Source organism: Sulfurimonas sp. (genome assembly GCF_026196735.1).
Taxonomy (GTDB): domain Bacteria; phylum Campylobacterota; class Campylobacteria; order Campylobacterales; family Sulfurimonadaceae; genus Sulfurimonas.
In genome coordinates this window covers 116397-139487 of sequence record NZ_JAPHUF010000007.1, presented here as the reverse complement: position 1 = coordinate 139487, position 23091 = coordinate 116397, and the positions used below count along the sequence as shown (strand labels likewise).

Sequence of the window (23091 nt, the reverse complement as noted above, 5' to 3'; positions counted from 1 at the left end):
GGTTGTAGAAATGAACTCATATAAACCCACAGATATAGCTGGAAAGCTTGCATCTGGATTCTTACGAAACCCATTAACTATTGTTCTGGGTATATTCTTATTAGCTATTGGATATTTATCACTTGTTATTATGCCTCGCGAAGAGAACCCTCAAATGGTTGTAAGTGGCTCAACTGTCATCGTTGCGCTGCCAGGGGCCAGTGCATCTGAGATACAAAAAGTAATAGTCAAACCGCTTGAGAGAAAGCTCAAAGAAGTAAAAGGAGTTGAGCATATCTCCGGTATGGCAATGGACAATGTAGGTATCGTTAATGCTGCTTTTTTTATAGGTGAAGCCAAGGAAGATTCAAACCTTAAAGTGTATGACAAGATTATGCAAAATTCCGGCATGTTTCCAAAAGGTGCAATGAATCCTATCATAAAGCCTCTGGATATCGATGTTGACATTCCTGTTGTTACAGTTGCGTTTTACTCAAACAATAAAGATATGAGTAAAACTGAACTCTATGATAAAGTAAAAGATATTCAGCACCGTATAAATGGACTTGATAATGTGGCCGTGACAGAGCTAAAGGGCGGTAATCGTCACCAGTTCAACATTGAAGTAGATATCAATAAACTATCAGGCTATAACATCTCTATGGGTCAGATAGTAGAGGGAGTAAAATCCCTTTCATATAGTGTTCCAGCCGTAAAAAACAGAACTAAAGAGAACGAGATAATCATGCTTGGTGTAAAAAATGCCATAGAGAGTGCAGACGATATCGGAAATATTATTGTTGCTAAGTACATGGGTTCTCCGGTTTATCTAAAACAAATCGCTAAAGTACAAGCCTCATACGATATACAAAACTTCAAATCAGCTCTAATAAGTAAAAGAGATGAAAAAGGAGAGTTTACACCTCTTCAAGAACAAGTTACTTTAACCGTATCAAAACTTCAAGGAACCAATGCTGTAATCATTGCAGATGCAGTTAAAACAGAGCTAGAAACTTACAAAGAGACTCTAAACAAAGACGGAATCAACTTTGTAATAACTAGAAATGATGGTCAAAGAGCTAACGAAGCGGTTAATGAACTTGTTTATCATCTTGTTTTATCTATTGTCATAATTGCAATTTTACTTGTAATTGTCCTTGGCTGGAGAGAATCATTAATCGTTACTTTTACCGTTCCGGCTATTCTTGCAATTACGCTTTTTGTTGCTTATCTAACAGATCAGACAATCAATCGTATTACCCTTTTTGCATTTTTACTCTCGCTTGGTCTTTTGGTTGATGCGGCTATTATTGTTATTGAAAATATTCATAGACACTATCATTCTAAGGAGTCTGCAGACAAAACTCCAGAAAACATTATGGTCGAAGCAACAGATGAGATTGGTCCACCAACAAATATTGCAACTCTTGCTATCATAATGACTATGGTTCCGATGGCATTTGTTGGACAGATGATGGGTCAGTTCATGAAACCAATCCCTGCAAATGTTCCTGTTGCTCTTATAGCTTCACTCTTTGTAGCATATATTTTCACTCCTTATCTAGCTCTGAGAATGCTAAAAAAACCAGACCATAAAGAAAAGGAGAGTCACTAATGTTTGAAAAATTTCAAGATACTGTTTTAAACGGCATACAAAATCCTAAAAAAAGAAACCTGATACTTTTTGCAACTCTTTTAGCATTCATACTCTCCGTACTTATGATAGCTCCAAGCAAAATGGTTTTAGCAAAGATGCTGCCTGGAAAAAACAATGACACATTTACGATTTATACTACACTTAGTGAAGGAAGTTCGATTCAGCAGACAAAAGAAGTAACAGACTGTGTAGTCTCTTTTGTACAAAAAGAAAAAGAGGTCAAAGACTTAGAAGTATTTCTTGGTATGGGTGCACCTCTTGATTTTGCAGGTTTGATAAAAGGCTCGCACTTTAAAAACTCTGAGAATGTTGCAGAGATAGTTCTAAATCTATCAAAAGCACATGACAGAAGTGAGCCATCTTACTTTATGGTCCAAAGAATGAGACCTGATATACAAAAAACATGTGCTTCCATACATAAAGGCACAACAATCTCTTTTGTTGAGCCGCCGGCGGGTCCTCCTGTTTTAGCTGCAATCGTAGCTGAAATTTATGGAGATGATGCAGACGGTATCAGAGAGTTGTCAAATAGAGTAGAAGAAGTCTTTAAAAATACTGATGGCTTAGTTGATGTAGAAGTAATGCAAGATGAAATTTATGACACCTTTGAGTTACATGTCAACAGCACCAAAGTTGCTCTATCTGGGGTAGATATAAAACAGTTAAATGATATACTTTATCTCGCATTTGAAGGTATGCAGATAGCCGTTAAAAATTCTGATGTTATAAGCGATCAGATACCTATATATTTATCCTTGAGTAAAGAGTCTAAGAAATTTTCATCTAAAGATCTAAACTCAATCAAAGCCAAGTTAACTTCTCTTAAACTAATGAATAAGATGGGTATGATGATACCATTAACCGAATTGGTAAGTTTTTATCCCAAAAAATCAAATCCGATGATTATGAGTAAAAATCTTCACCAAATGACAAATGTAATGGCAAAGACCGATATGGTTTCTCAAGTTTACCCTCTTATGGATGCTAGAGATGTAATATTAAACACTTTTAATGATAAATATAAGATAGAAAAAATCGGTCTGTTTAACCTGCAACTTACAGAAAAAGAGAGCGCTAAAGTATATAAACTTATTTGGGATGGAGAGATGGAAGTCACATTAGATACATTTGTAGAATTAGGTGCTGCTTTTATTGCTGCTCTTGTACTGATATTTTTGCTTATGGTGGTTTACTATAAAAGCTACACTCTCAGCGGTATTATACTTTTAGGATCTTTTTTATCAATAATCGGAGTGATTGTCGGGCACTATATTATGGATATTTTCACCACAGACACATTCTTTTTAACTGCCACATCACTTATAGGCTTTATTGCACTAATTGGTATCAGTTCAAGAAACTCTCTACTCTTAATAGACTTTACAAAATCTTTAATGAGCGATAAAAATATGCCAAAAGCTGAGGCAATTGCATATGCAACAGCAACTCGTGCTAAGCCAATCTTTTTAACAGCCGCGGCTATTATACTGGCTTCAACACTTCTTGCTGGTGACGCTGTTTTTGGTGGTCTTGGAGTTGCTTTAATATTTGGAACAATTGCCGCAGTTGTAGCATCATTGATAGTTGTTCCTATACTACTTTTTAATTCAGATTTACAGAGACATTTTAATTTAAATTAGAAACAAGAGAAGAAACTTCTACATGTAGATACATGTAGAAGCCTTAAAGATTAAAGTTTTGCGTAATTAACGCTTAGACAAGCATCAAGTTGTGAAAGTTCTTTCAAAGTTGTTTCATTAACTGCATTATCAACTAAAATAACAGCTAATGCTTCTGAATGCTCATTTCTAGCAAGTGAAAAGTCAGCAATATTAACATTGTTTTTTGCTAATATTGAGCCGATACTGCCTATAACACCGGGGACATCACTGTTTTTCAATAAAATCATATCGCCTTTAAGTGCCACTTCGATGTCAAAGCCGTTAATAGCAACAATACGCTTTACGCCATCATCAAAGATAGTAGCAGAGATTGTTGTAGTACCCTCTGAAGTTGTAAGCTTAACTGTAATAAGATTTTTAAATACAGATGAGTCAGCTAAAGCTTCAGACTCTATTTTAATGCCTTTTTCTTTTGCAACGAAATCAGCATTTACATAGTTAATTGTATCACCGCTGTTTTGGCTCATTGCACCAACTGCAACAAAAGTAGCAAGAGAATCCACATATTGTGATATTTCACCCTGCCCGCTAACTTTTATTGCTATAATCTGAGACTTGCTCATCTGAGACTCTAAGAAACCAATCTTTTGTCCCATCTCTAAGAAAGGCTTAACAAATGATGGTATTTTACTCTCATCTATCGGTAGATTCATTGCATGTGGATATGACATTCCCTTAGCAGCAGCGATTGCATTCTCAGCAGCTTGTGTACCGATGTTATACTGAGATTCAAATGTATTTGCACCTAAGTGGGGAGATACGGTTACATTATCAAGGTCTAGCAGGGGATGATCAGTTGCAGGCTCTTTGTTGAACACATCTATGCCGGCAAAACGAATTTTACCGGATTTTAGATTGTTGTAAAGCGCTTCTTCATTATAAAGACCACCTCTAGCGCAGTTGATTACGACTACACCGTCTTTCATTTTAGCAAATTCTGCTTCATCTATCATACCGATAGTTTCTTGATTTTTAGGAGTGTGAATTGTAATAATATCACAAGCTAAAATATCATCAAAGTTTTTAGTGTACTCCATATCAAGGTCAGTAACTTTAGATGGACTGATATATGGATCGTATGCAACAATATCCATCTCAAATGCTTTAGCGCGCTTTGCTACACGAGAACCGATATTACCAAAACCGATAACACCAAGCTTCTTACCTTTCATCTCATGTCCATACCACTTTTCTCTTTTCCATATTCTTTGGTTTTTAAGATGATCATGTGAATACGGAAACATTCTCATACATGAAAGCATATGTGCCATTGTAAGCTCTACTGCAGCAATAGTGTTGGCAGTAGGAACATTCATTACAATGATTCCCTCTTTTGAACAACCAGGGATGTCTACATTGTCAACACCAACACCCGCGCGGACAATAGCTTTCATATTTTTAGCATTTGCTATAAACTTTTCATCAACATCAGTTGAACTTCTTGTTATTGCTACATCTGCTGTTGGAATAATTTTTTCTACTAATTCTGTTTTATCAACATCTGCTGCCATTATAAAATTTATATTTTCATCTTCTTGAAGCATTTTTAACCCTGCTTCATGTATATGGTCACAAACTACTACAGTATGTTTTTTCATTTATGTATCCTTTTTATGTAGCCCGATTTTGGCTAAAATTTGATAATTTTTTAATACTTTGACAAGAGAATCTAACTTATCTCTATTTTTTGAATATATAAGCAATTCTACACCATTTTTATCTCGTTTTAGATAATACTTTAATTGATGTTGTTTTAGCTCTTCTTTTAAACAAAAAAGTTGATATGGATCTAAAAGAGGCGCTGATAATTTATATATGGTTTGACTAGGTACTTCTTCATCTAAATCAACTTGAATTAAAACTTCATTTACAGGATAAAAATATCCTAATCTTTCAGTTTTAGAGAAGTGATTTAACCAAACTTTCTTTGTTTTTTCTGTAACAGTTTCACTTCTTTGTTCAATTGGTGCAAGTGTAATAAGAGTTTCATCTGAGTTAATTGAAATGAGAAAATTGATTATAAAAACAGCAACTCCAGCTGCAATGAGTGGAGTAAGCCATTTTAAAATCTTTTGCACTATATCTACTTGAATTTATCTTTAATAAGATCACCTAAAGAGTGTGATGCATCATCATTAATCTCTTCAAGCATTGCTTGACTTTTTATATAGTCTAATTTTTTAACAGAAAGACGAATACGGTCACGACGAGTGTCAATCACAGCTATTACAGCTTCTATCTCTTGCCCTGATTCTAATTCTTCTTTCACTAATGGATCTAAATCTTCATCACGGATAAGAGCATCAACACCATCTTCTAATGATACAAATACACCGAAATCTTTAATATCACGGATAGTTCCAGTTACGATACTGTTTACTTTATGTGTTGTAGCAAACTTATCTATTGGAGACTCTAAAAGAGTTTTTCTATTTAAAGATATTTTTTGATCTTGGGCATTGATTTTAGCAATTTTAACTTCAATCTCTTCACCAGATTTTAATATATCTTTACATTTGTCATTTTTATTCCAAGAGATATCTTGATTATGTAAAAGACCTTCAACGCCATCTATACGAACAAATGCACCAAAGTCAGTTAAAGAAGTAACTGTACCGGTTACAACATCACCTTCGTTATGGTTTTTAATGAACTCATCAAAAGGTTTTGGTAAAAGTCTTTTTAAAGAAACGCGAAGCTTATGAGTTTTAGAATTAATCTCAATAACTTCAACATCAATCTCTTGACCAACACTTAGGTAATCATTAGGATTTTTTACATTTTTGTCCCAAGAAATTTCTGATATATGTAAGAAGCCTTCAATATCATTTCCAAGGTCAACAAACACACCGTAAGCTTCAATATTTGAAACAGTAACAGTGATAGTATCACCTTCATCTAATTCACTCTCTACTTCTGCCCACGGGTCTGGCTGAACAGCTTTGATTGATAATGAAAGATGTCTTTTGTCTTTATCATAAGAGATGGCTTTACAAGTTACTTTGTCGCCCTCTTTATAAAGTTTTGACGGATTAACAGGTCCTTTATAGCTGATTTCATTGTAGTGTACTAAACCATCAACACCGCCAACATCAACAAACATACCGTAGCTAGTGATTTTTTTGATTGTACCTTCGATAACAGCATCATCTTCCATCAATTTGTCAATGATTTCTTTTTTCTTCTTGCGCTCATCGTTAAAAAGTTTACGACGAGAAATTACAATTGAATTTTGCTCTGCATCAACTTTAACAACTTGTGCCTTAATCGTACGACCAACAACTTCATCACTCTCTTTAAAAGCCGCTAATGAACGAGGCATGAAAAATGAAACATCATCAGCTTCTACCACATAACCACCACGATTTTTCTTAGTGATAACACCTTCAATAACTATGTCTTCGAAGTCTTCTTTGTGTGCATCAATAAATTCAATAGTTTTTTGTTGCTCTAAAACTTTTTTGTATGATATTTTAGGACGCTCATTATAGTATCCTGTAACCATTACTTTAATTTTATCGCCGGTATTAAACTTTAAAACACCATCTTCACTGATTTCGTCTAAACTTAAAATACCCTCTAGCTTGTCGCCTACACCAACTAATGCTCTATTTTCATCCGCTTGGATCTCAACAATCTCACCCTCTACAATGCGAGTTGTTTCTTGCTTTTTCTCACTTGCAGCAAACATCTCTGCAAAATTTTCTTCTTCTTCAAATGATTCGTTATCGAACGCCATTACCTATCCTCTGTTACATAAAAATTTCGTGATTATATCTAAATATTGATTATTTTGGAATTAAATTGTCTATTTTATCTGTTCTTGTATTGAATTAACGACATTTTGTATAATCCAATCCGGTGTAGATGCTCCGGCACTTATCCCACAAAACTCTTTATTTATAAACCAAGAGTAATCTAAGTCATTTTCGTCTTCTATATGGTAACTATCTGGACAATTGTCATGTGAAATACTAAATAATTGCTTTGTATTTGATGAGTTTTTACCGCCAATAATTATCATAACATCAGCTTGAGTTGAAATTTTTCTTACAGCTTCTTGATTTTCAAATGTCGCATTACATATAGTATTAAACACCCTAACCTCTTTATAACGAGGTATTAAATAATTTGCTACTTCCATATAATCTTCAACTTTTCTTGTCGTTTGCGCAACTAAAGCAATTTTGTCTTTTAATTTTAAATCTTCTAAATCTTTTGGGCAGGTAACAACTCTTGCGCCGTGTGTTGCATAGCTTTTTACCCCTTTTATCTCAGGGTGAGCCTCATCTCCAAAGATAATAATATCGTAACCCTCTTCGCTCATATCTTGACAGATCTGCTGCGGTTTTGTAACATACGGACATGTTGCATCGACAACATCGACTCTGTTTTCTTTTAATTCTGCTAGTTCATCTTTGGGAATCCCATGAGTTCGCACAATTGCCTTATCTCCAGATTTAAAGCTTTTATGGTCATCTGTTAAGCCAACTTTAAAATCCTCTTCAAGTCTTGCAATCTCTTTATTATTGTGAATGAGAGGTCCGTATGTTGAAGAGTTTTTATTCTCTTCTGCTATTTTTATAGCCCGCTTTACACCAAAACAAAAGCCATAATTTTCCGCTAATTCTATCTTCATAATTATGTATCTCCGAGAATCTATTTAAATTCTACTTTTGTGATTTTTTGTAACAGTTCAAAAAAGTTTGGAAATGATGTGTTTATACACTCTAAATCTGTCACATTCATGCCACATCTAAGCCCTGCAATGATGAAACTCATAGCAATTCTATGATCACCATGACTATCAACGCTAGCTTTACTTAACTTGCCGCCGGTTACCGTATAGCCATCTTCATACTCTGTGGTAGTTATACCACAAGCATTTAAACCATTTACAACAGTAGAAATTCTGTCACTCTCTTTAACTCTTAATTCCTCTGCATTTTTAACAATACTTACACCGTCCGCACAAGCAAAAGCTATCGAGAGCGCCGGAAGTTCATCTATAAGCCAAGAGATATTATCTTCAACCGTAATAGCTTTTAGTGGTGCATATTTTACATGTATATTTCCAATTGGCTCATATTTATTATCAATTTGCTCATATCTTATATCTGCACCCATTCTCTCTAAGGCTTTAAAAGCTTCTATGCGAGTAGAATTAAGTGTAACACCTTCTAAAGTCACATTTGAGTCTGGAGTAATAGCAGCAGCAACTGCAAAGAAAAATGCACTTGATGGATCGGCAGGAACTCTTATGTTTAAAGGTGAAAGAAGCTCTTTCATTGGTTTTATAGTGGTTTTTAGACCATCTACATGTAAATCAGCACCCATGCCTTTTAACATTCTCTCAGTATGGTCACGAGAGAGTTCAGGTTCACTGTATGTACAAACACCATCTGCGTGTAAAGCTGCTAAAATCATACAAGATTTTACTTGTGCAGAAGCTATTTTACTCTCATAATTAAATGCTTTAAGTGAAGCACCTCTTATACTAAGCGGAGCTAAATCACCATCGTTTCTGCCATCAAGTTTTGCACCGATATCACGAAGTGGATTAGTAACTCTTTTCATAGGTCTGTGACGAAGATATTTATCTCCAGTTAATACAAAATGACCATTTGCGGAACTTAAAAGTCCACAAAAAAGTCTAATTCCTGTACCAGAATTACCACAATCAAGTATCTCAGATGGCTCTTGTATGCCATTTGAAGATATTTTAATAGTTACACCATCATCTTCGATTGTTGCACCCAGATTTCTTACTATCTCCAAAGAGTTCATAGTGTCTTCAGCACGCAAGAAATTTTTAATCTCGCTAGTTCCATTTGCTAGCATAGAAAACATTGCACTACGATGAGATATAGACTTATCAGGTGCTATTTCAGATATTGACAATGAAAATTCTGTCGCTCTACTAACTTCTACACTACTCATCTTAAGCCAATTCCTAAGCTACTCTGAAGCGATTCTAAAATACTATCCATCGAAGAAGTAATGTCTTCTTCTTCTAATGTTTTTTCAGATGATTGAAGCACAAATCTAATTGATAGACTCATGTTTTCACCCAAAGACTCATCGCTATATCTATCTACAGGGTAAAAACGAACCAAATTATTTACATTAGCTGATTCTATAGTAGTTTTTACTTTTTCATAACTCATATCTTGAGGCATTATCAAACTTAAATCTTTAAAAGATGCTTGATATTTTGATGTGTTTGTAGCAGTTTTAAGACCATAGGGAAGTTTCCCAAAATCTAATTCACACATATATGTAACATCTAAATCATAATCATCTTCAACAGTAGGATGAACACGAAACAACTCTCCAACTGGCTTGCCGTCTATCATTACTTCTGCGCATTGATAAATATGCGACAACGAATGAGAAGTCTCAAACTCACGAAGTTTAAAATCACCGATAATATCAGATAATTTTTGAGCAAAAAATCCAAAATCAACTTTAGCAGGTTTTCCGGCATTAGATAAATTTTGAGACTCTCTGTCTCCCGAGAACAGCATTGCCATCTTTAGTGATTCTTCTCTTTTTGAATTAAACAGCGAACCAATCTCAAATAGTTTTATCGATAAATAACCGTTTTTACTATTGTGAGATGCAGCCTTTAATAAACCGGTTAGAAGCGTAGACCTTAAAGTATCTAATGTATTTACAATCGGGTTAAGAAGCTCAAGCTCTTCATTGAGTGTTTCAAAACCGTATTTTTGTAAAACTTTTTTTTCATCAAAAACAAAATGCACAGACTCAAAAAATCCGCTAAAAGCAGCTTTATGTCTGTAGGATTGTCTTTTTTTATAAGTTAAATAATCATCTCCTAGTCTGTTGTCTTCTGTAAAACAAAAGGCTTTTGATGGGATGTTATCAATTCCTACAAGACGGACAATCTCTTCAACTATATCTTGCTTATGAGATATGTCATGTCTGTATCTTGGAACAGATATAACAAATTTATCTGATGATGATTTAGTTGTGCTAAAACCTAAATTATTTAGTATATTAGTTATTTTAACTTTATCAATATCTGCACCTATAATTTTATCAATCTCTTTTTTACTTACACTGATAACTGTATCTTCATAATCATTACCAAGCTCTATATTACCGCCATATAATGATGAATTAGAATTTGAATCAATCAGCCTAAGACAAAAATCAAGTCCTTGGTCAAGTTCAGGTTCACTACCTCTTGATGTTCTGTAGTACATTGGACCAGAAGGCATTTTAACCTCTTGCATTTTTCTAGAGATTATATCTGGCGGGATATAACTAGCTTCTATAAGAACGGTACCCTCATCATATGTGACCTTAGATACATCTTCTTGAATAATTCCAACAGTAGAAGCTTTCTCTTTTGCCATTATCGATGCATAACCATTATCATCAGATGCTAAATGAGCCTTTGCTAAAGTATTGTTGTCTTCACAGAAAAAACTATAGTTATATGCTCTCAAAATAACGCCACTACTGTGAGTTGCATATAGCATTACAGACTCTATATCCGTTTCTCTTTTTTCTTCTATTTGGGCAAGTCTAAGTTTAACTATACAAGGTAAAACCAAATCCTTAAGATCAACTGCTTTATAGCGGAGATTAACATGTAGATTGGGCTCATGAGAAAGAGACAATATTCTCCCTATCCCAACTCTTTTATCTTCATTTTCTTCTACACTTTTATCTTTTAGAGGTCTGTCAAATGCGGCACTAAGGTCTCTTGCTATACCTCTAACACTTAAACAATCCCCACGATTAGCCGTCAACTCTATTTCGATAAGGTCATCACATAAAGTAGAATTTTCACTAACTTCTTGACCTAAAGTATACTCACCGATACTGCTGTCAAGTTCAAGGATTCCATCTTGAGTATCTTCAAGACCAATTTCTTTAGCGGAGCAAATCATGCCATCAGATTCAACACCACGAAGCTTAACAGGTTTGATTATCGTACCATCTGGCATAGTCGCACCTATAGTTGCAACTACGACATCAAGTCCAGCTCTAATATTTGATGCACCACATACAATTTGACGGGTACTTGCTCCAATATCCACTTGACAAATATTTAACTTGTCAGCTTCTGGATGTTTTTCGCATTCTAACACTCTACCAAATATTATTTTATTGGGAACGCTATAACTTTGGATTCTGTCTACTTCTAAACCTATAGAGTTTAATGTCTTAGCTAAATAATCTGTTGAGATTCCATCTAAATCTATCCACTCGTTTAACCAACTTTTAGTAACTATCATTGAAACTGCTCCAACAATTTAATATCTCCCTCAAAAAGTGAGCGCAAGTCACCTATTTGGTGAATAAGCATCGCAAATCTCTCAACACCCAAACCAAATGCGTATCCACTAACATTTTTATATTTAACTGCTTCAAATACATTAGGATCAACAATTCCACATCCCAATACTTCCAGCCAACCAGTTTTAGAACAGACTCGACAGCCCTTGCCTTTACAAAATACACAAGAGATATCTACCTCTGCTGATGGCTCTGTAAATGGGAAGAAAGATGGACGAAACCTAACTTCTACATCACCAAACATGTATTTTAAGAAATCCTCTAAAATAAACTTTAGATTTGCAAAAGAGACTTTTCCCTCATCATCTACTAAGAGACCTTCAATCTGGTGAAACATCGGTGTATGCGTAATATCATAATCACGACGAAAAACTGCACCCGGAGCTATCATACGAATAGGCGGTTGTGTATTCATCATTGTTCTAATTTGCACAGGAGAAGTGTGAGTGCGAAGAAGCATCTCATCTTTAAAATAAAATGTATCTTGCATATCACGAGCCGGATGATATTTTGGAAGGTTTAGAGCTTCAAAATTATTAAAATCATCTTCGACCATCCCGCCAGTTTTAACAGCAAAATTCATAGAAGAGAAATACTCGACAATTCTATCCATTGTCTCCATAACAGGATGCAGACCGCCAGCTTCACTTTTTGAACTAAAAAGAGAAACATCAATAGACTCTGCTTTCATAGCTTCTTTTAACTCTAAAGTCTGCAGAGTAATCTTTCTTGCGGTCAGCTCATTCATAAGTGCACTTTTGTGAGTGTTTAACTCTTGTGCTATCTTTGATTTTTCTTCATTAGGTGCTGTTTTCATCTTAGCAAACTGTTCTGCTAAAACACCTTTTTTACCAAACACAGATATGCGAATCTCTTCTATTTGTTCAACACTCTGTGCATCTTTTATTGCATCGTACCACTCTCTCAATAGATTCACCCGTAATTGAGGGATATACCCTCTTAAATTTTAAAAGAGATTATAGTCAAATATAATTTATATATAGCTTCATTTATCAATTTATGTGTTACAATAAATAAAAAAAGGAAGTTAAATGTGTCTATTTTGTAAAATAATTAATAAAGAAATACCATCAGAAATTATCCTAGAGGATGACAATTTTATAGCTTTTCACGATATCAATCCAAAGGCTCCTGTTCACATATTGGCTATACCGAAAATTCATGTAGAAAGTTTTAATGATGTAAGCTCTGACACAATGGCTGGCATGACTACTTTTATGCAAAATGTTGCCAAAGAGATGGATATTGAAAAATCTGGGTATAGAATCATTACAAACATTGGTGACAATGGCGGACAAGAGGTTAAACATCTGCACTTTCACATACTTGGTGGTGCAAAATTAAGATGGGAACACCTCAGTGACTCAAATCCTAAGTCTTTTTTATAAAAATTTTTAGCTTGGACAACTCTCAATTTCACCCATATCTATATTTGATCCGGCACCGGAAATCATCTTTTCATTTTCTTTGATAAGATTTCCATTGTGTCTTATAGAGTAAGATATACAAACAGAATCTCTGATAGTGTTTATTGTTGAGCAGTATGTCTCCAAAGAGGCCATAACCCAACGAGCTGCCATTATGTCATCTGCATCTGAATTAAACCTATAATCAAGGTGTAGAGTGTTGAACTTTCTTGGATGGTCATCGTTTCTAACAACATCACCATCAATTACCAAGTCAGTTACAGTTTTATTTTGATTTTTTGGTATTAAAACCATATCACTTGCACTACATGTAATAATCCCAGCCAAAAAATACTCAATTGGAGAGATTACAGGACAATCGATTATAAAACTGCTATTAGCAGTTTTAGCTTCAAACTTCATCCCATCTTGATGTGAAACAGTTATGTTCATCTTCTTATCCTTGTAAAAAAGTCTTAAAGCTCTCTAACTGCTCTTTTGTTCTTGCAGTTGAAGTACCGCCTTCGGATGTTCTAGCATTCATAGATGTTCTCAGTACTAAAAAGTCCAGTACATCTTCACTTATTCTAGAATCAATCTCTTTAAGATATTTAAATTCAATATCACTCAAGTCAATCTTTAACTCTTCACTTTTGGCTACGGCACGACCTGTAATAAAATGAGCCTCTCTAAAAGGAATATCACACTTTTCAACTAGATAATCGGCCAAATCAGTAGCGGCCAAATGCCCTACTGAACATGCTGCTTCCATATTGTGAGCCTTCACTTCCATTGTTTTTATAGCTTCTTTTAAAATTTCTAAAGATATAAGAGCCGTCTCAACTGAATCAAAAACACCCTCTTTATCTTCTTGAGTATCTTTGTTATACGCTAGTGGAAGACCTTTCATAACAGTCAAAAGTCCCATTAGTGAACCATAGACACGACCTGTTTTACCACGAAGAAGCTCAGGAACATCAGGATTTTTCTTTTGAGGCATAATAGATGAGCCTGTAGAGTACTCATCACTAAGCTCAACAAAACTAAACTCGTAACTTGACCACATGACAAGTTCTTCTGAAAGTCTCGAAATATGCATCATCATAGTTGATATATTAAACAAAATCTCCAGTGCAAAATCTCTATCGCTTACAGTATCTAAACAGTTAGTACTTACACTATCAAAGCCCAAAAGCTCAGCTGTCATATTTCTGTCTATATTGTGTGGTGTTCCGGCTAGTGCAGCGCAACCAAGCGGAGATACATTATTTCTTTTGTATGAGTCTTCAAATCTAGCGATGTCTCTTTTAAACATAGAAAGGTAAGCACCTAGATGAAAACCAAAGTTGGTCGGCTGGGCGTGCTGCAGATGTGTCATACCGGGGATAAGAGTCTCTGTGTGCTTGTCTGCAACAACTAAAATCTCTTTCATTAAAAGTTTAAGAGCATCTACTATTTCAAGATTTCTTTTTAAAACAAAGCGGCGAAAATCAACAGCAACTTGGTCATTTCTGCTTCTTGCAGTATGGAGTTTTTTACCGGCATCACCTATAATTGCAGTCAATCTTTTCTCAATACCCATATGAAGGTCTTCATCAGAAATATTCCACTCAAACTCTCCGGATTCTATCTCAGCTTTAACCTGATTAAGCCCGTCAGTTATTTGAGTAAGTTCTTCTTTTGTTAAGATACCTTGTTTTGCAAGCATTGCAGCATGTGCGAGTGAACCTTCTATATCTTCTTGATAAAGTTTTCTATCGAACATGATTGAGGCATTAAACTCATCTAAGAGATTTGATGCACTTGCCAAAAAACGGCCTGACCACATTTTATCCATTGTAATTTCCTTGATTTTATTTCATAATAGTTATTTTAAAAGTTTGGTATTTTAGCTAAATTAAGTGATTTTACAAAGTGAAGTAAATAAGACAGAGCAAGTCTCTATCTTGAAGATGTTTAGGTGCTTAGTTAATTACAAGCAGGCACATTCCCGCTATCTTGAGCATACTCCATCAAGAATTGCTTTAAATGTTTAGTTTTTCTTATGTACTTTCTACTCTCAAAGTATCTTTTGGATTTTTTAGCTTTTCTATCATTACTGTTTATATGTATTTCAGCTAGTTTTTTTCCTTTTTTAGCCATTAACTTTTTCCACTCTCTTTTTTTCTTCGTAGCAACAAAAGATTGACCGGCTTTATGACATTTTATACATCTTTTTACAAATTCTCGTTGACCCTTATAAATCGCTGCATTTGCTGTTAGTGATGTTAAAACTAATACTGAAAATAAGAAAAGAAAAAATTTATTCATTTAATAACCTTAATAATAATAAACTATACTACATTACAAATTATTATATTAACCTTATATTGAATAAAGTATAAGCCTATTTAAACACAATATGTTACAATTTAATCACAATTGAAATTTTTTATAAATTTTCTCGTCTAAATCCCATATACCTTTACTTTTTAGTGACTCTACAACACTCGGTGTACACTCAACATCATCAGGCCATTCTCTGTTAAAAGCATCTAAAAGATTTTTATTAGTTCCATCAATCCCAACCATCAATCCAGATATAAATATATCTCTAATAGCATCTATATTATTTGTAACTCTCCAAATTAACATGTAAGAGTTAAATATATCATTTTTAGCTGCATCCACAAAAACAACTATTCTTATATTTGTACTTAAATTTACCAATGCATCAAAATATTCCTTTGCATTTTTTGTTTTATTTACAGATATAACAGTAATGGGATTTTTAGTTCTTCTCATAAACTGATGAAGGTCTACGGCATCTGGAACTAGCTCTTTTACTCTAAGTAAAAGTTCTTCATCACCTAAAAGTTGTGGTGCTTCAACTTTGTTTGCTGCTGTCGCGTCAATACCTAACTTTCCACCGACTAATGTTTCTGGTGAAGAGTGGTCAAGTGCATCTAAAATCCCTTCGGAGATAAAGAGTGATTTAGGAGTAAATCTATCTAAAATGTATGAAGCAACTGTTTCATAATTTTCTAACTTTGGAGCCTTCTCGTCTAAGAAAATAGCATGCTTTACAAAACTCATCTGCCCGGCACCCCAAAAAGCATGCATAAACTGTTTTGCATGTCCTTTATAGTGAGGCTGCATTTTTGCCAAAATAAGATTATGAAAACCTGCATTTTCAGGCATATGGTAGTCTAACAAGTCTGGTGCAGTAGTTTTTAAAAGTGGAAAAAATATTTTTCCAGTTGCCCAGCCCATATACTTATCTTCTAAAGGCGGTTTACCGACAACGGTCGCCAAAAAAGCTCTCTCTTTTTTCATAGTAATTGCAGATACTTCCATCACAGGATAAGGTTCTTCTAGAGTATAGTAACCTGTATGGTCACCAAAAGGACCTTCTATTTTCATGTTTTGTGTATCTACCCAACCCTCGATTACATAATCTACATCCTGTGGTATATACAGAGGCGTTGTTAGTGATTTGACTAATTTTGCAGGCTGCTTTTTTATAAGTCCATACATTAAAAGCTCGTTAACTCCATAAGGAAGCGGAGCAGTTGCACACCAAGTGTATAGCGGATCACCGCCGATAGCAACGCTTACCGGCATTTTTTTGCCGGCTTTTTGGTACTGATCAAAGAAGTGAGAAGAGTCTTTATGTATTTGCCAATGCATGCCCAAATGGTTTTTATCATAAACTTGAAGTCTATACATTCCAAGATTGACCATCTCGCCATCTAGACTTTGAGTATATACCTGCCCCATTGTAATAAACGGTCCACCATCTTGTTCCCATGTTGTTAACACCGGTAATTTATGAAGATCAATATCATCTTTTAAATACTTAATCTTCTGACAAGCACCCTCGCCATTTAATTTTTTAGGAAATATATTTTTTAATGCAAACAGTTCGCTCGCCATGGATATTTTATTCATTAATCCGGCAGGTGGTTTCATGTGTAAAAGCTTTGTTATCTCATCAGCTATAGATTCTATGGTTCTGCCAAATAAAATTTCACAGCGTTTATATGAACCAAACAGATTCATTAGCACAGGCTCATCAAACTTTCTTCCACTGCCCTTTTCAACTACATTAGTAAAAAGAAGAGCTTTGCCGCCATCTTTTTTCTTTACCTCTGCGTATGCTAAATGAGAGATTTCCAAATATATATCAAGCTCTTCATCAATAATCTTTAGTTCATCATTTTTTTTTAAAAGTTCTATTGTTTTTTGCACATCTATCTCCATTTTAAAAGAAGTGAATCCTTTTAAAAATTCTCCTCATTCGTGTGTATTTTGCGCTATTTAAAAACACAAAATAAAAGCTACGCCTAAAGGCGAGAATAATATACTATTTTATAATCTTTGAGGCATTTCATCTTTAAATGCGGTTTTTTCTGCATCTTCAAGCAATTTCATGGCACCATTGTCTATCATCAGTTGAGCCATTTCAAAACCTAAATTGTCACTCTGTTCAATATTTTTAACTATCTTTTCTTGCATAATATTTGTGCCATCAGGAAAGCCTATCATAGTTCTAAATGTAACTGTATTATCATTAATTACCGCATTACAAGCCACCGGTGCAGAACATCCGGCTCCAATTTTGGAAATGAAATCTCTTTCAATTTTTGTACAAATAAATGTTTTTTCATCTTTAAGACTCTCTGCTATCTCTCTTACTTTTTCATTTCCTGTAACTATCTCTATGCCAAGAGCAGCCTGTCCCATTGGAGGAATCATCATATCAAGTGATAACTTTTGTGTATAAGGAATGTCTTTTAATAGATTCAACCTATGAAGACCGATAAATGCTAAAATAATCGCATCATATTGACCTTCTTTTAGTTTTCTCAATCTTGTATTTACATTGCCTCTTAAATCTTTTACTTTAAGGTCGGGTCGTTGTTGCAAAAGTTGCATTCTTCTTCTTAGACTTGTTGTCCCAACAACTGCACCTTGAGGTAACTCTTCAAGACTTGTATACTTATGAGACAAAAAAACATCACTTTGGTCTTGACGCTCAGTTACAGCTACCAACTCTAAACCATCAGGTATGTATGTTGGAACATCTTTAAGGGAGTGAACAGCTATATCAGCATTTCCTGCTAGCATCTCATCTTCAAGCTCTTTTGTAAAGTGCCCCTTGCCGCCAATTAATGCCAGTGGTTTGTCTAAAACCTTATCCCCATTACTAACAATTTCATTTAATTCAACTGTTATTTCAGGGTAAGAAGCTTCTATTCTATCTTTTATGTGATAAGCCTGCCAAAGTGCTAGATCTGACACTCTTGTTGCAATTGTGAGTTTTTTCATCTATTTTACTGCTTTATATTTATTTTTAGTTTTATCTATTTTTCCATCAAAAAATATTGTTGGTGTTCCTTGAACCATCAGTTCATCTGCTATTGTTAAATCTGATTTGATATGCTTAACTACATCTTTTTGCATTAAGTCATACATTCTGATATTTGAATTCATAACTTTGTTAAAGGCTTCAAGTATCTTCTCAACAGATTTCTCTTTTGGATCAACTTCAACTTTATAAAGATCAAGAACTACATTTTTTCTACCCTTTAACTCTAATGCTACTGCTGCATTCACCAATTCTACAGCAGCAGGATGAAGTGATGGAAGTGGAAAATGGTAGTAATATATTGCAAATTTATTTGGTTGTTTTCTCATTTCATTTATAGCTTCTGGAACAAAAACTTTACAAAATGGGCATAGTGGGTCTGAAAAAATAGCTACTTTATGTTTAGCATTGGCATTTCCATAAATCAGATTCTCTTTTTTATAATATTCATCTTTAAATGGCACCGAAACCAAATCTCTCATGTCTTGACCGCTATTTAAGTCATATAGCTCTTTTGAAAGTACTTTACCATCAGAGAACCAGACTTGTTTTTGCACAACTTGGCGCTTGTCTTTTTTTAATATCGCATCTAACTCAATAAAATACGCATCCCAGCCATTTCGTTCTTGAATTTCAACTTTATTAGTGATTTTCACATTAATTGATTTTATATTAGGATTTGCACCATAAGTTTTTTTTAAAAAACCTTCTATCTTCTCATTTGAAGAACTTGCTTCAACTAAACTACTTAATAGAACTGTTATCGCTAATAATTTCGACATCAATGACATCTGAATCCTTTTTTAAATTTTTATTTTCAAAGTCTGTTTTACAATTTCCGTATTTTACATTATAACGGTTAACAGCCATCGTCGTAAAGGTGCTAAACTGTAACAGCACACCTAATATATCTGTTAAAAAACCAGGTACTATCAATAAGATACCGCCTAAGATTGTAAAAAGATTTAGACGCTGAAACTGCTCTAAATCTATGCAGTTATATGAAACTGCATTCATGTTTTCAAGTAAAGTTTTTCTAAAATTTACTAATATTGATATACCAAAAAAAGCAGTTATAAGTATCTCAAAAAAGGTTGCCAACCCACCAATAGCTGATGAGATGTTAACAGAGATAAGTACTTCTAAAAATAGATAAATTATAAAATATATCATATTATATTAATTCCATAATTTTTTCAAAAATATCACCTATCTTAACCTCGGTTTTTTCTTTTGTTTTTCTATCATATACTTGAACATGTCCATTAGCCAACTCTTTTCCTATAATGACAGTATATGGGAAGCCGATAAGCTCTGCATCTTTCATCTTAAAGCCAAATCTCTCTTTTCTATCATCAAACATAACTTCAATATTTTCGCCTAAAAGTTTCAAATAAAGTTCTTCCCCAAGTGTCACTTGCTCTTCATCTTTAATATTTGAGACCATGATATTTACAGTATATGGAGCTGTCTCTTTAGTCCAGATACAACCATTTTCATCATGATTTTGCTCTATAACTGCTGCTACAAGCCTGCTGACACCTATACCGAAGGTTGCCATCTCAAATGGTTTTGGCTTGCCGTTTTCATCACTAAAAGTTGCCTCTAAAGCTGATGAGTATTTATCTCCAAGTTGAAAAATATGACCAACTTCAATACCTTTTTTAAAGCTAAGCTCTCCGCCACATGTACATTTTTCACTTAACTTTTGTGTCTGCAATTCTTCATAAGATTTTTCATTTAAAGAATCGATTTCTTGCTCATTGTCAAAAATTGTCTCAATATTTGCTCCATAATCACAAGCCTCACATACAACTATAGTATCCTCTCCGCTATCTGCTAAAACATGAAATTCTTTGCTTCCCTCTCCGCCAATAGCCCCGCTGTCAGCTTCAACTACTCTAAAGTCAAGTCCAAGTCTAGTGAATATCTTTTTATAAGTCACTTCCATCAAGTCAAACTCTCTGACCATATCTTCAGTTGATGCATGAAAAGAGTAACCATCTTTCATCAGAAACTCACGACCGCGCAATAGTCCATATCTAGGTCTAGCTTCGTCACGAAATTTAGTATTGATCTGGTATAAATTAAGAGGCAAATCTTTATATGAAGTTACTCTGTTTTTGACCAATTCTACCATAGCTTCTTCATTTGTAGGACTTAGCACAAAATCATTTTCATGCCTATCTTTGATGCGCAGCATCTCTTTACCCATAGTTTCAGCGCGACCGCTTCTGTCCCACAAACCAATAGGAGTAACAAAACTAAGCTGTACTTCATTACAACCGGCACTGTCCAACTCTTCTTTAACAATAGCTCTAATCTTTTCTAGTACAATTTTTCCCAGTGGCATAAAGTTATAAAGCCCAGCACCTTGTTGGTTTATAAAACCAGCACGAATTAAAAATTGATGGCTCGGCAGAGTTGCATCATTTGGTGCTTCTTTAGCTGTTGGAATAAATGCTCTACTTCTTCTCAATTAACTTCCTTGTATAATATTAAGAGAATGCTCACACTTATACTTGTCAGGCATTTCATTATTATCTTTTTTTATCAAAAACTGTAAGGCACTTGTTACCATATCTGATTTTGAATCTTCTGAGACATCCCTCATCTTTGAAGTCATATCGTGTAAAAATCTTTTCATTACCTGCTCACCCATTTTACGAACCTGTGCTTCGTACTCTTTTGGGATAAAACCATTGTTTAAAACTCTATCACTCTCAGTTTTTGCTGCTTGGAATGCTTTTTCATAAATCTCTTTTATCATCGGCTCAATATCTAAAGTATCTAACCACTCAAAGAACTCTACAGTGCTTCTACCGATAATTCCATGAGCCTTTCTTGCAGCATCTTCACGAATACTTTTGTTTTCATCTACGATTGTTTTTAAATCATCGATAACATACAGGCTTATTCTTTCACCCTTGTGATAGCTTATATCTCTTGGAAGCGCCATATCAAACCAGTATCTGTCAAAATCGCAAGGTTTGATAATATCATCTGTAATAATAGCTTCTGGCGCAGAAGTCGCAGTAAAAAGAATCTCAAACTCATTTATAACATGTGGAAGTTGGTCCATATCTAGAACATTTGTACCGCACTCCTCGGCTAAAGCAAAAGCTTTGTCTTTTGTTCTGTTCATAATATATACATCAGCACCGTTTGAGATCAGGTGTTTTGCTGTTATTTCAGACATCTCTCCAACACCGATAACGAGAGCTTTTTTACCTTCAACGCTATCTAAAACTGATTTTAGTTTTGCTACGGCAACACTCGCAATAGAGACGGGTTTAGAAGATATATCTGTCGCATTTCTTACTTTTGCCGCACACTTAAAAGCGTGATGCATAGATCTTGCCAATTTTTGACCGCAAAATTTATTGTCATATGAAAATCTAAAAGCATCTTTTAACTGACCGGCAATTTGAGTCTCACCGACAACCATTGAGTCAAGTGAAGATGCAACTGTAAATATATGATGAATGGCACTACTATCATCATATATATCAGCTCTTCCTTCAAGCTCATCGATAGAGATGCCGGACCTTGCACTCAACATCTCAAAAATATGCTTTGTCGCAGATGATACATCACTACAGCTACAAAACACTTCCATACGATTACATGTAGAGATAAGAATAGATTCATTTATCGAATCACCTGAATTTAACTTTGTTAAACAACCTATTTTAGATTTGTCATCTTTATAAGAGAGTTTTTCCCTAACATCCATAGTAGAATTTTTATGTGAAAAACTTATAATTAAATAGTGCATTAGTAACTTCTTTTTATCATAGTTTGTAAGATGCCTATAAGCTGGGCATCATCTTTTATAGCGTTCATTGCCTCATTTGAAAGCTTTTGTGCTAACTCAAATGACTTCTCAATTGTTTTATGCTCATTCATCTTCTGTTTTATCCATGCAGAATCTGACTCATCTAAAGCTTTTGCATGAAGAGATACCAATCTTTGTTTATCATCCTCATCTAAAAGCTTATAGAGATAAATATATGGCAGAGTACACTTACCTTCCACATAATCATTCATCGCAGGTTTGCCAAGAGTGGCTTCGTCTGCTGTAATATCTAAAATGTCATCAATAATCTGAAAAGATAGACCAAGATTTCTCCCATAAAGTGCATGAGAAACAGAGTCTTTACCAGCTAAAATAGCACTAGCCTCTGCAGCAGCTTCTATGAGAGTGGCAGTTTTAAGATATAACATGTCAAGATATTTATCCTCATCATAGTTAAATTCATCCGCCATTTTTACATCCAGCATTTCACCTTTAGATAGTGCAGTAACAGAAGATGCAATTATTTTAGCAATATCTTTGTCAAATGACACTAACTCTGTAAAAGCTTTGGAATAGAGAATATCTCCAAGCATTACAGCTGTTTTGCTTCCGTCTGTTGCATTTACAGAAGGCACGCCGCGTCTAAGACTTGCTTCATCAATAACATCATCATGAAGTAAACTTGCGGCATGTATAAGCTCAACAATTGCCCCAAGAAGAGGAGCTTTTTCATGCTTATCTGCTATTTTTAAAATCAATTTAGCACGAAGTCTTTTACCGCCTGAGAGCATCCCAAATAGACGAGTCACTTCATCATATTCACACTCATTAATCAGTCTTGCTATCTCTTTTTCAACTCTGTGCAT

General features: G+C 34.6%; 20 protein-coding genes. 3 read left to right on the top strand and 17 right to left on the bottom strand.

What is annotated here, in order from left to right:
* Nucleotides 1-10 precede the first annotated feature (10 nt).
* Both OQK60_RS04005 and OQK60_RS04000 read left to right on the top strand, forming a co-directional pair.
* Nucleotides 11-1594, top strand: coding sequence for an efflux RND transporter permease subunit (locus OQK60_RS04005; RefSeq protein ID WP_297684302.1), 1584 nt, complete (start codon nt 11-13; stop codon nt 1592-1594).
* On the top strand, nt 1594-3276 hold the full coding sequence (locus tag OQK60_RS04000; protein ID WP_297684300.1) for an efflux RND transporter permease subunit: 1683 nt from the start codon (nt 1594-1596) through the stop codon (nt 3274-3276). The genes OQK60_RS04005 and OQK60_RS04000 overlap by 1 nt, the downstream gene beginning before the upstream one ends.
* Before the next feature lie 50 nt (nt 3277-3326).
* Here the strand turns inward: OQK60_RS04000 and serA are convergent, their stop codons facing one another.
* The 7 genes from serA to pheS form a co-directional block, all read right to left on the bottom strand.
* Nucleotides 3327-4916, bottom strand: coding sequence for a phosphoglycerate dehydrogenase (serA, locus tag OQK60_RS03995; protein WP_297684298.1), 1590 nt, complete (start codon nt 4914-4916; stop codon nt 3327-3329).
* A complete protein-coding gene (locus tag OQK60_RS03990; RefSeq protein ID WP_297684296.1) occupies nt 4917-5396 on the bottom strand; it encodes a hypothetical protein in 480 nt (159 codons plus the stop codon).
* 5 nt (nt 5397-5401) lie between these two features.
* A complete protein-coding gene (locus OQK60_RS03985) occupies nt 5402-7057 on the bottom strand; it encodes a 30S ribosomal protein S1 (protein ID WP_297684294.1) in 1656 nt (551 codons plus the stop codon).
* Nucleotides 7058-7126: 69 nt separating this feature from the next.
* Nucleotides 7127-7957 carry a 4-hydroxy-3-methylbut-2-enyl diphosphate reductase gene (locus tag OQK60_RS03980; protein WP_297684292.1) on the bottom strand — a complete coding sequence of 277 codons (831 nt, stop codon included), beginning with the start codon at nt 7955-7957 and terminating at the stop codon, nt 7127-7129.
* A 20-nt stretch (nt 7958-7977) separates the two neighbouring features.
* Nucleotides 7978-9258, bottom strand: a complete 1281-nt coding sequence (gene aroA / locus OQK60_RS03975) for a 3-phosphoshikimate 1-carboxyvinyltransferase (RefSeq protein ID WP_297684291.1) — start codon at nt 9256-9258, stop codon at nt 7978-7980.
* Nucleotides 9255-11588, bottom strand: a complete 2334-nt coding sequence (gene pheT, locus OQK60_RS03970; protein ID WP_297684289.1) for a phenylalanine--tRNA ligase subunit beta — start codon at nt 11586-11588, stop codon at nt 9255-9257. The genes aroA and pheT overlap by 4 nt, the downstream gene beginning before the upstream one ends.
* A complete protein-coding gene (gene pheS, locus OQK60_RS03965) occupies nt 11585-12577 on the bottom strand; it encodes a phenylalanine--tRNA ligase subunit alpha (protein WP_297684287.1) in 993 nt (330 codons plus the stop codon). The genes pheT and pheS overlap by 4 nt, the downstream gene beginning before the upstream one ends.
* Nucleotides 12578-12701: 124 nt before the next feature.
* Between pheS and OQK60_RS03960 the strand changes: the two genes are divergently transcribed.
* Nucleotides 12702-13058 carry a histidine triad nucleotide-binding protein gene (locus OQK60_RS03960; RefSeq protein WP_297684285.1) on the top strand — a complete coding sequence of 119 codons (357 nt, stop codon included), beginning with the start codon at nt 12702-12704 and terminating at the stop codon, nt 13056-13058.
* 6 nt (nt 13059-13064) lie between these two features.
* On the opposite strand, the gene OQK60_RS03955 is transcribed toward OQK60_RS03960, so the two are convergent.
* The 10 genes from OQK60_RS03955 to OQK60_RS03910 form a co-directional block, all read right to left on the bottom strand.
* Complete coding sequence (locus tag OQK60_RS03955; protein WP_297684283.1) at nt 13065-13529, bottom strand: OsmC family protein; 465 nt, start codon at nt 13527-13529, stop codon at nt 13065-13067.
* Nucleotides 13530-13533: 4 nt separating this feature from the next.
* Complete coding sequence (gene argH / locus OQK60_RS03950) at nt 13534-14913, bottom strand: argininosuccinate lyase (protein ID WP_297684281.1); 1380 nt, start codon at nt 14911-14913, stop codon at nt 13534-13536.
* Between the two features lie 131 nt (nt 14914-15044).
* Nucleotides 15045-15386 carry a cytochrome C gene (locus tag OQK60_RS03945; protein ID WP_297684279.1) on the bottom strand — a complete coding sequence of 114 codons (342 nt, stop codon included), beginning with the start codon at nt 15384-15386 and terminating at the stop codon, nt 15045-15047.
* 105 nt (nt 15387-15491) lie between these two features.
* Nucleotides 15492-17306 (bottom strand): menaquinone biosynthesis decarboxylase, encoded by a 1815-nt coding sequence (locus OQK60_RS03940; protein WP_297684277.1) that lies wholly within the window; start codon nt 17304-17306, stop codon nt 15492-15494.
* Nucleotides 17307-17426: 120 nt separating this feature from the next.
* Nucleotides 17427-18386: a hydroxymethylbilane synthase gene (gene hemC, locus OQK60_RS03935; protein WP_297684275.1), complete on the bottom strand. Its 960-nt coding sequence runs from the start codon at nt 18384-18386 to the stop codon at nt 17427-17429.
* A complete protein-coding gene (locus tag OQK60_RS03930; RefSeq protein ID WP_297684273.1) occupies nt 18387-19208 on the bottom strand; it encodes a thioredoxin domain-containing protein in 822 nt (273 codons plus the stop codon).
* On the bottom strand, nt 19171-19599 hold the full coding sequence (locus OQK60_RS03925; RefSeq protein ID WP_297684271.1) for an FxsA family protein: 429 nt from the start codon (nt 19597-19599) through the stop codon (nt 19171-19173). The genes OQK60_RS03930 and OQK60_RS03925 overlap by 38 nt, the downstream gene beginning before the upstream one ends.
* Nucleotide 19600: 1 nt before the next feature.
* Nucleotides 19601-20905, bottom strand: coding sequence for a proline--tRNA ligase (gene proS, locus OQK60_RS03920; RefSeq protein WP_297684269.1), 1305 nt, complete (start codon nt 20903-20905; stop codon nt 19601-19603).
* A complete protein-coding gene (gene hemA, locus OQK60_RS03915; protein WP_297684267.1) occupies nt 20906-22204 on the bottom strand; it encodes a glutamyl-tRNA reductase in 1299 nt (432 codons plus the stop codon).
* On the bottom strand, nt 22204-23091 hold the full coding sequence (locus OQK60_RS03910) for a polyprenyl synthetase family protein (RefSeq protein ID WP_297684265.1): 888 nt from the start codon (nt 23089-23091) through the stop codon (nt 22204-22206). The genes hemA and OQK60_RS03910 overlap by 1 nt, the downstream gene beginning before the upstream one ends.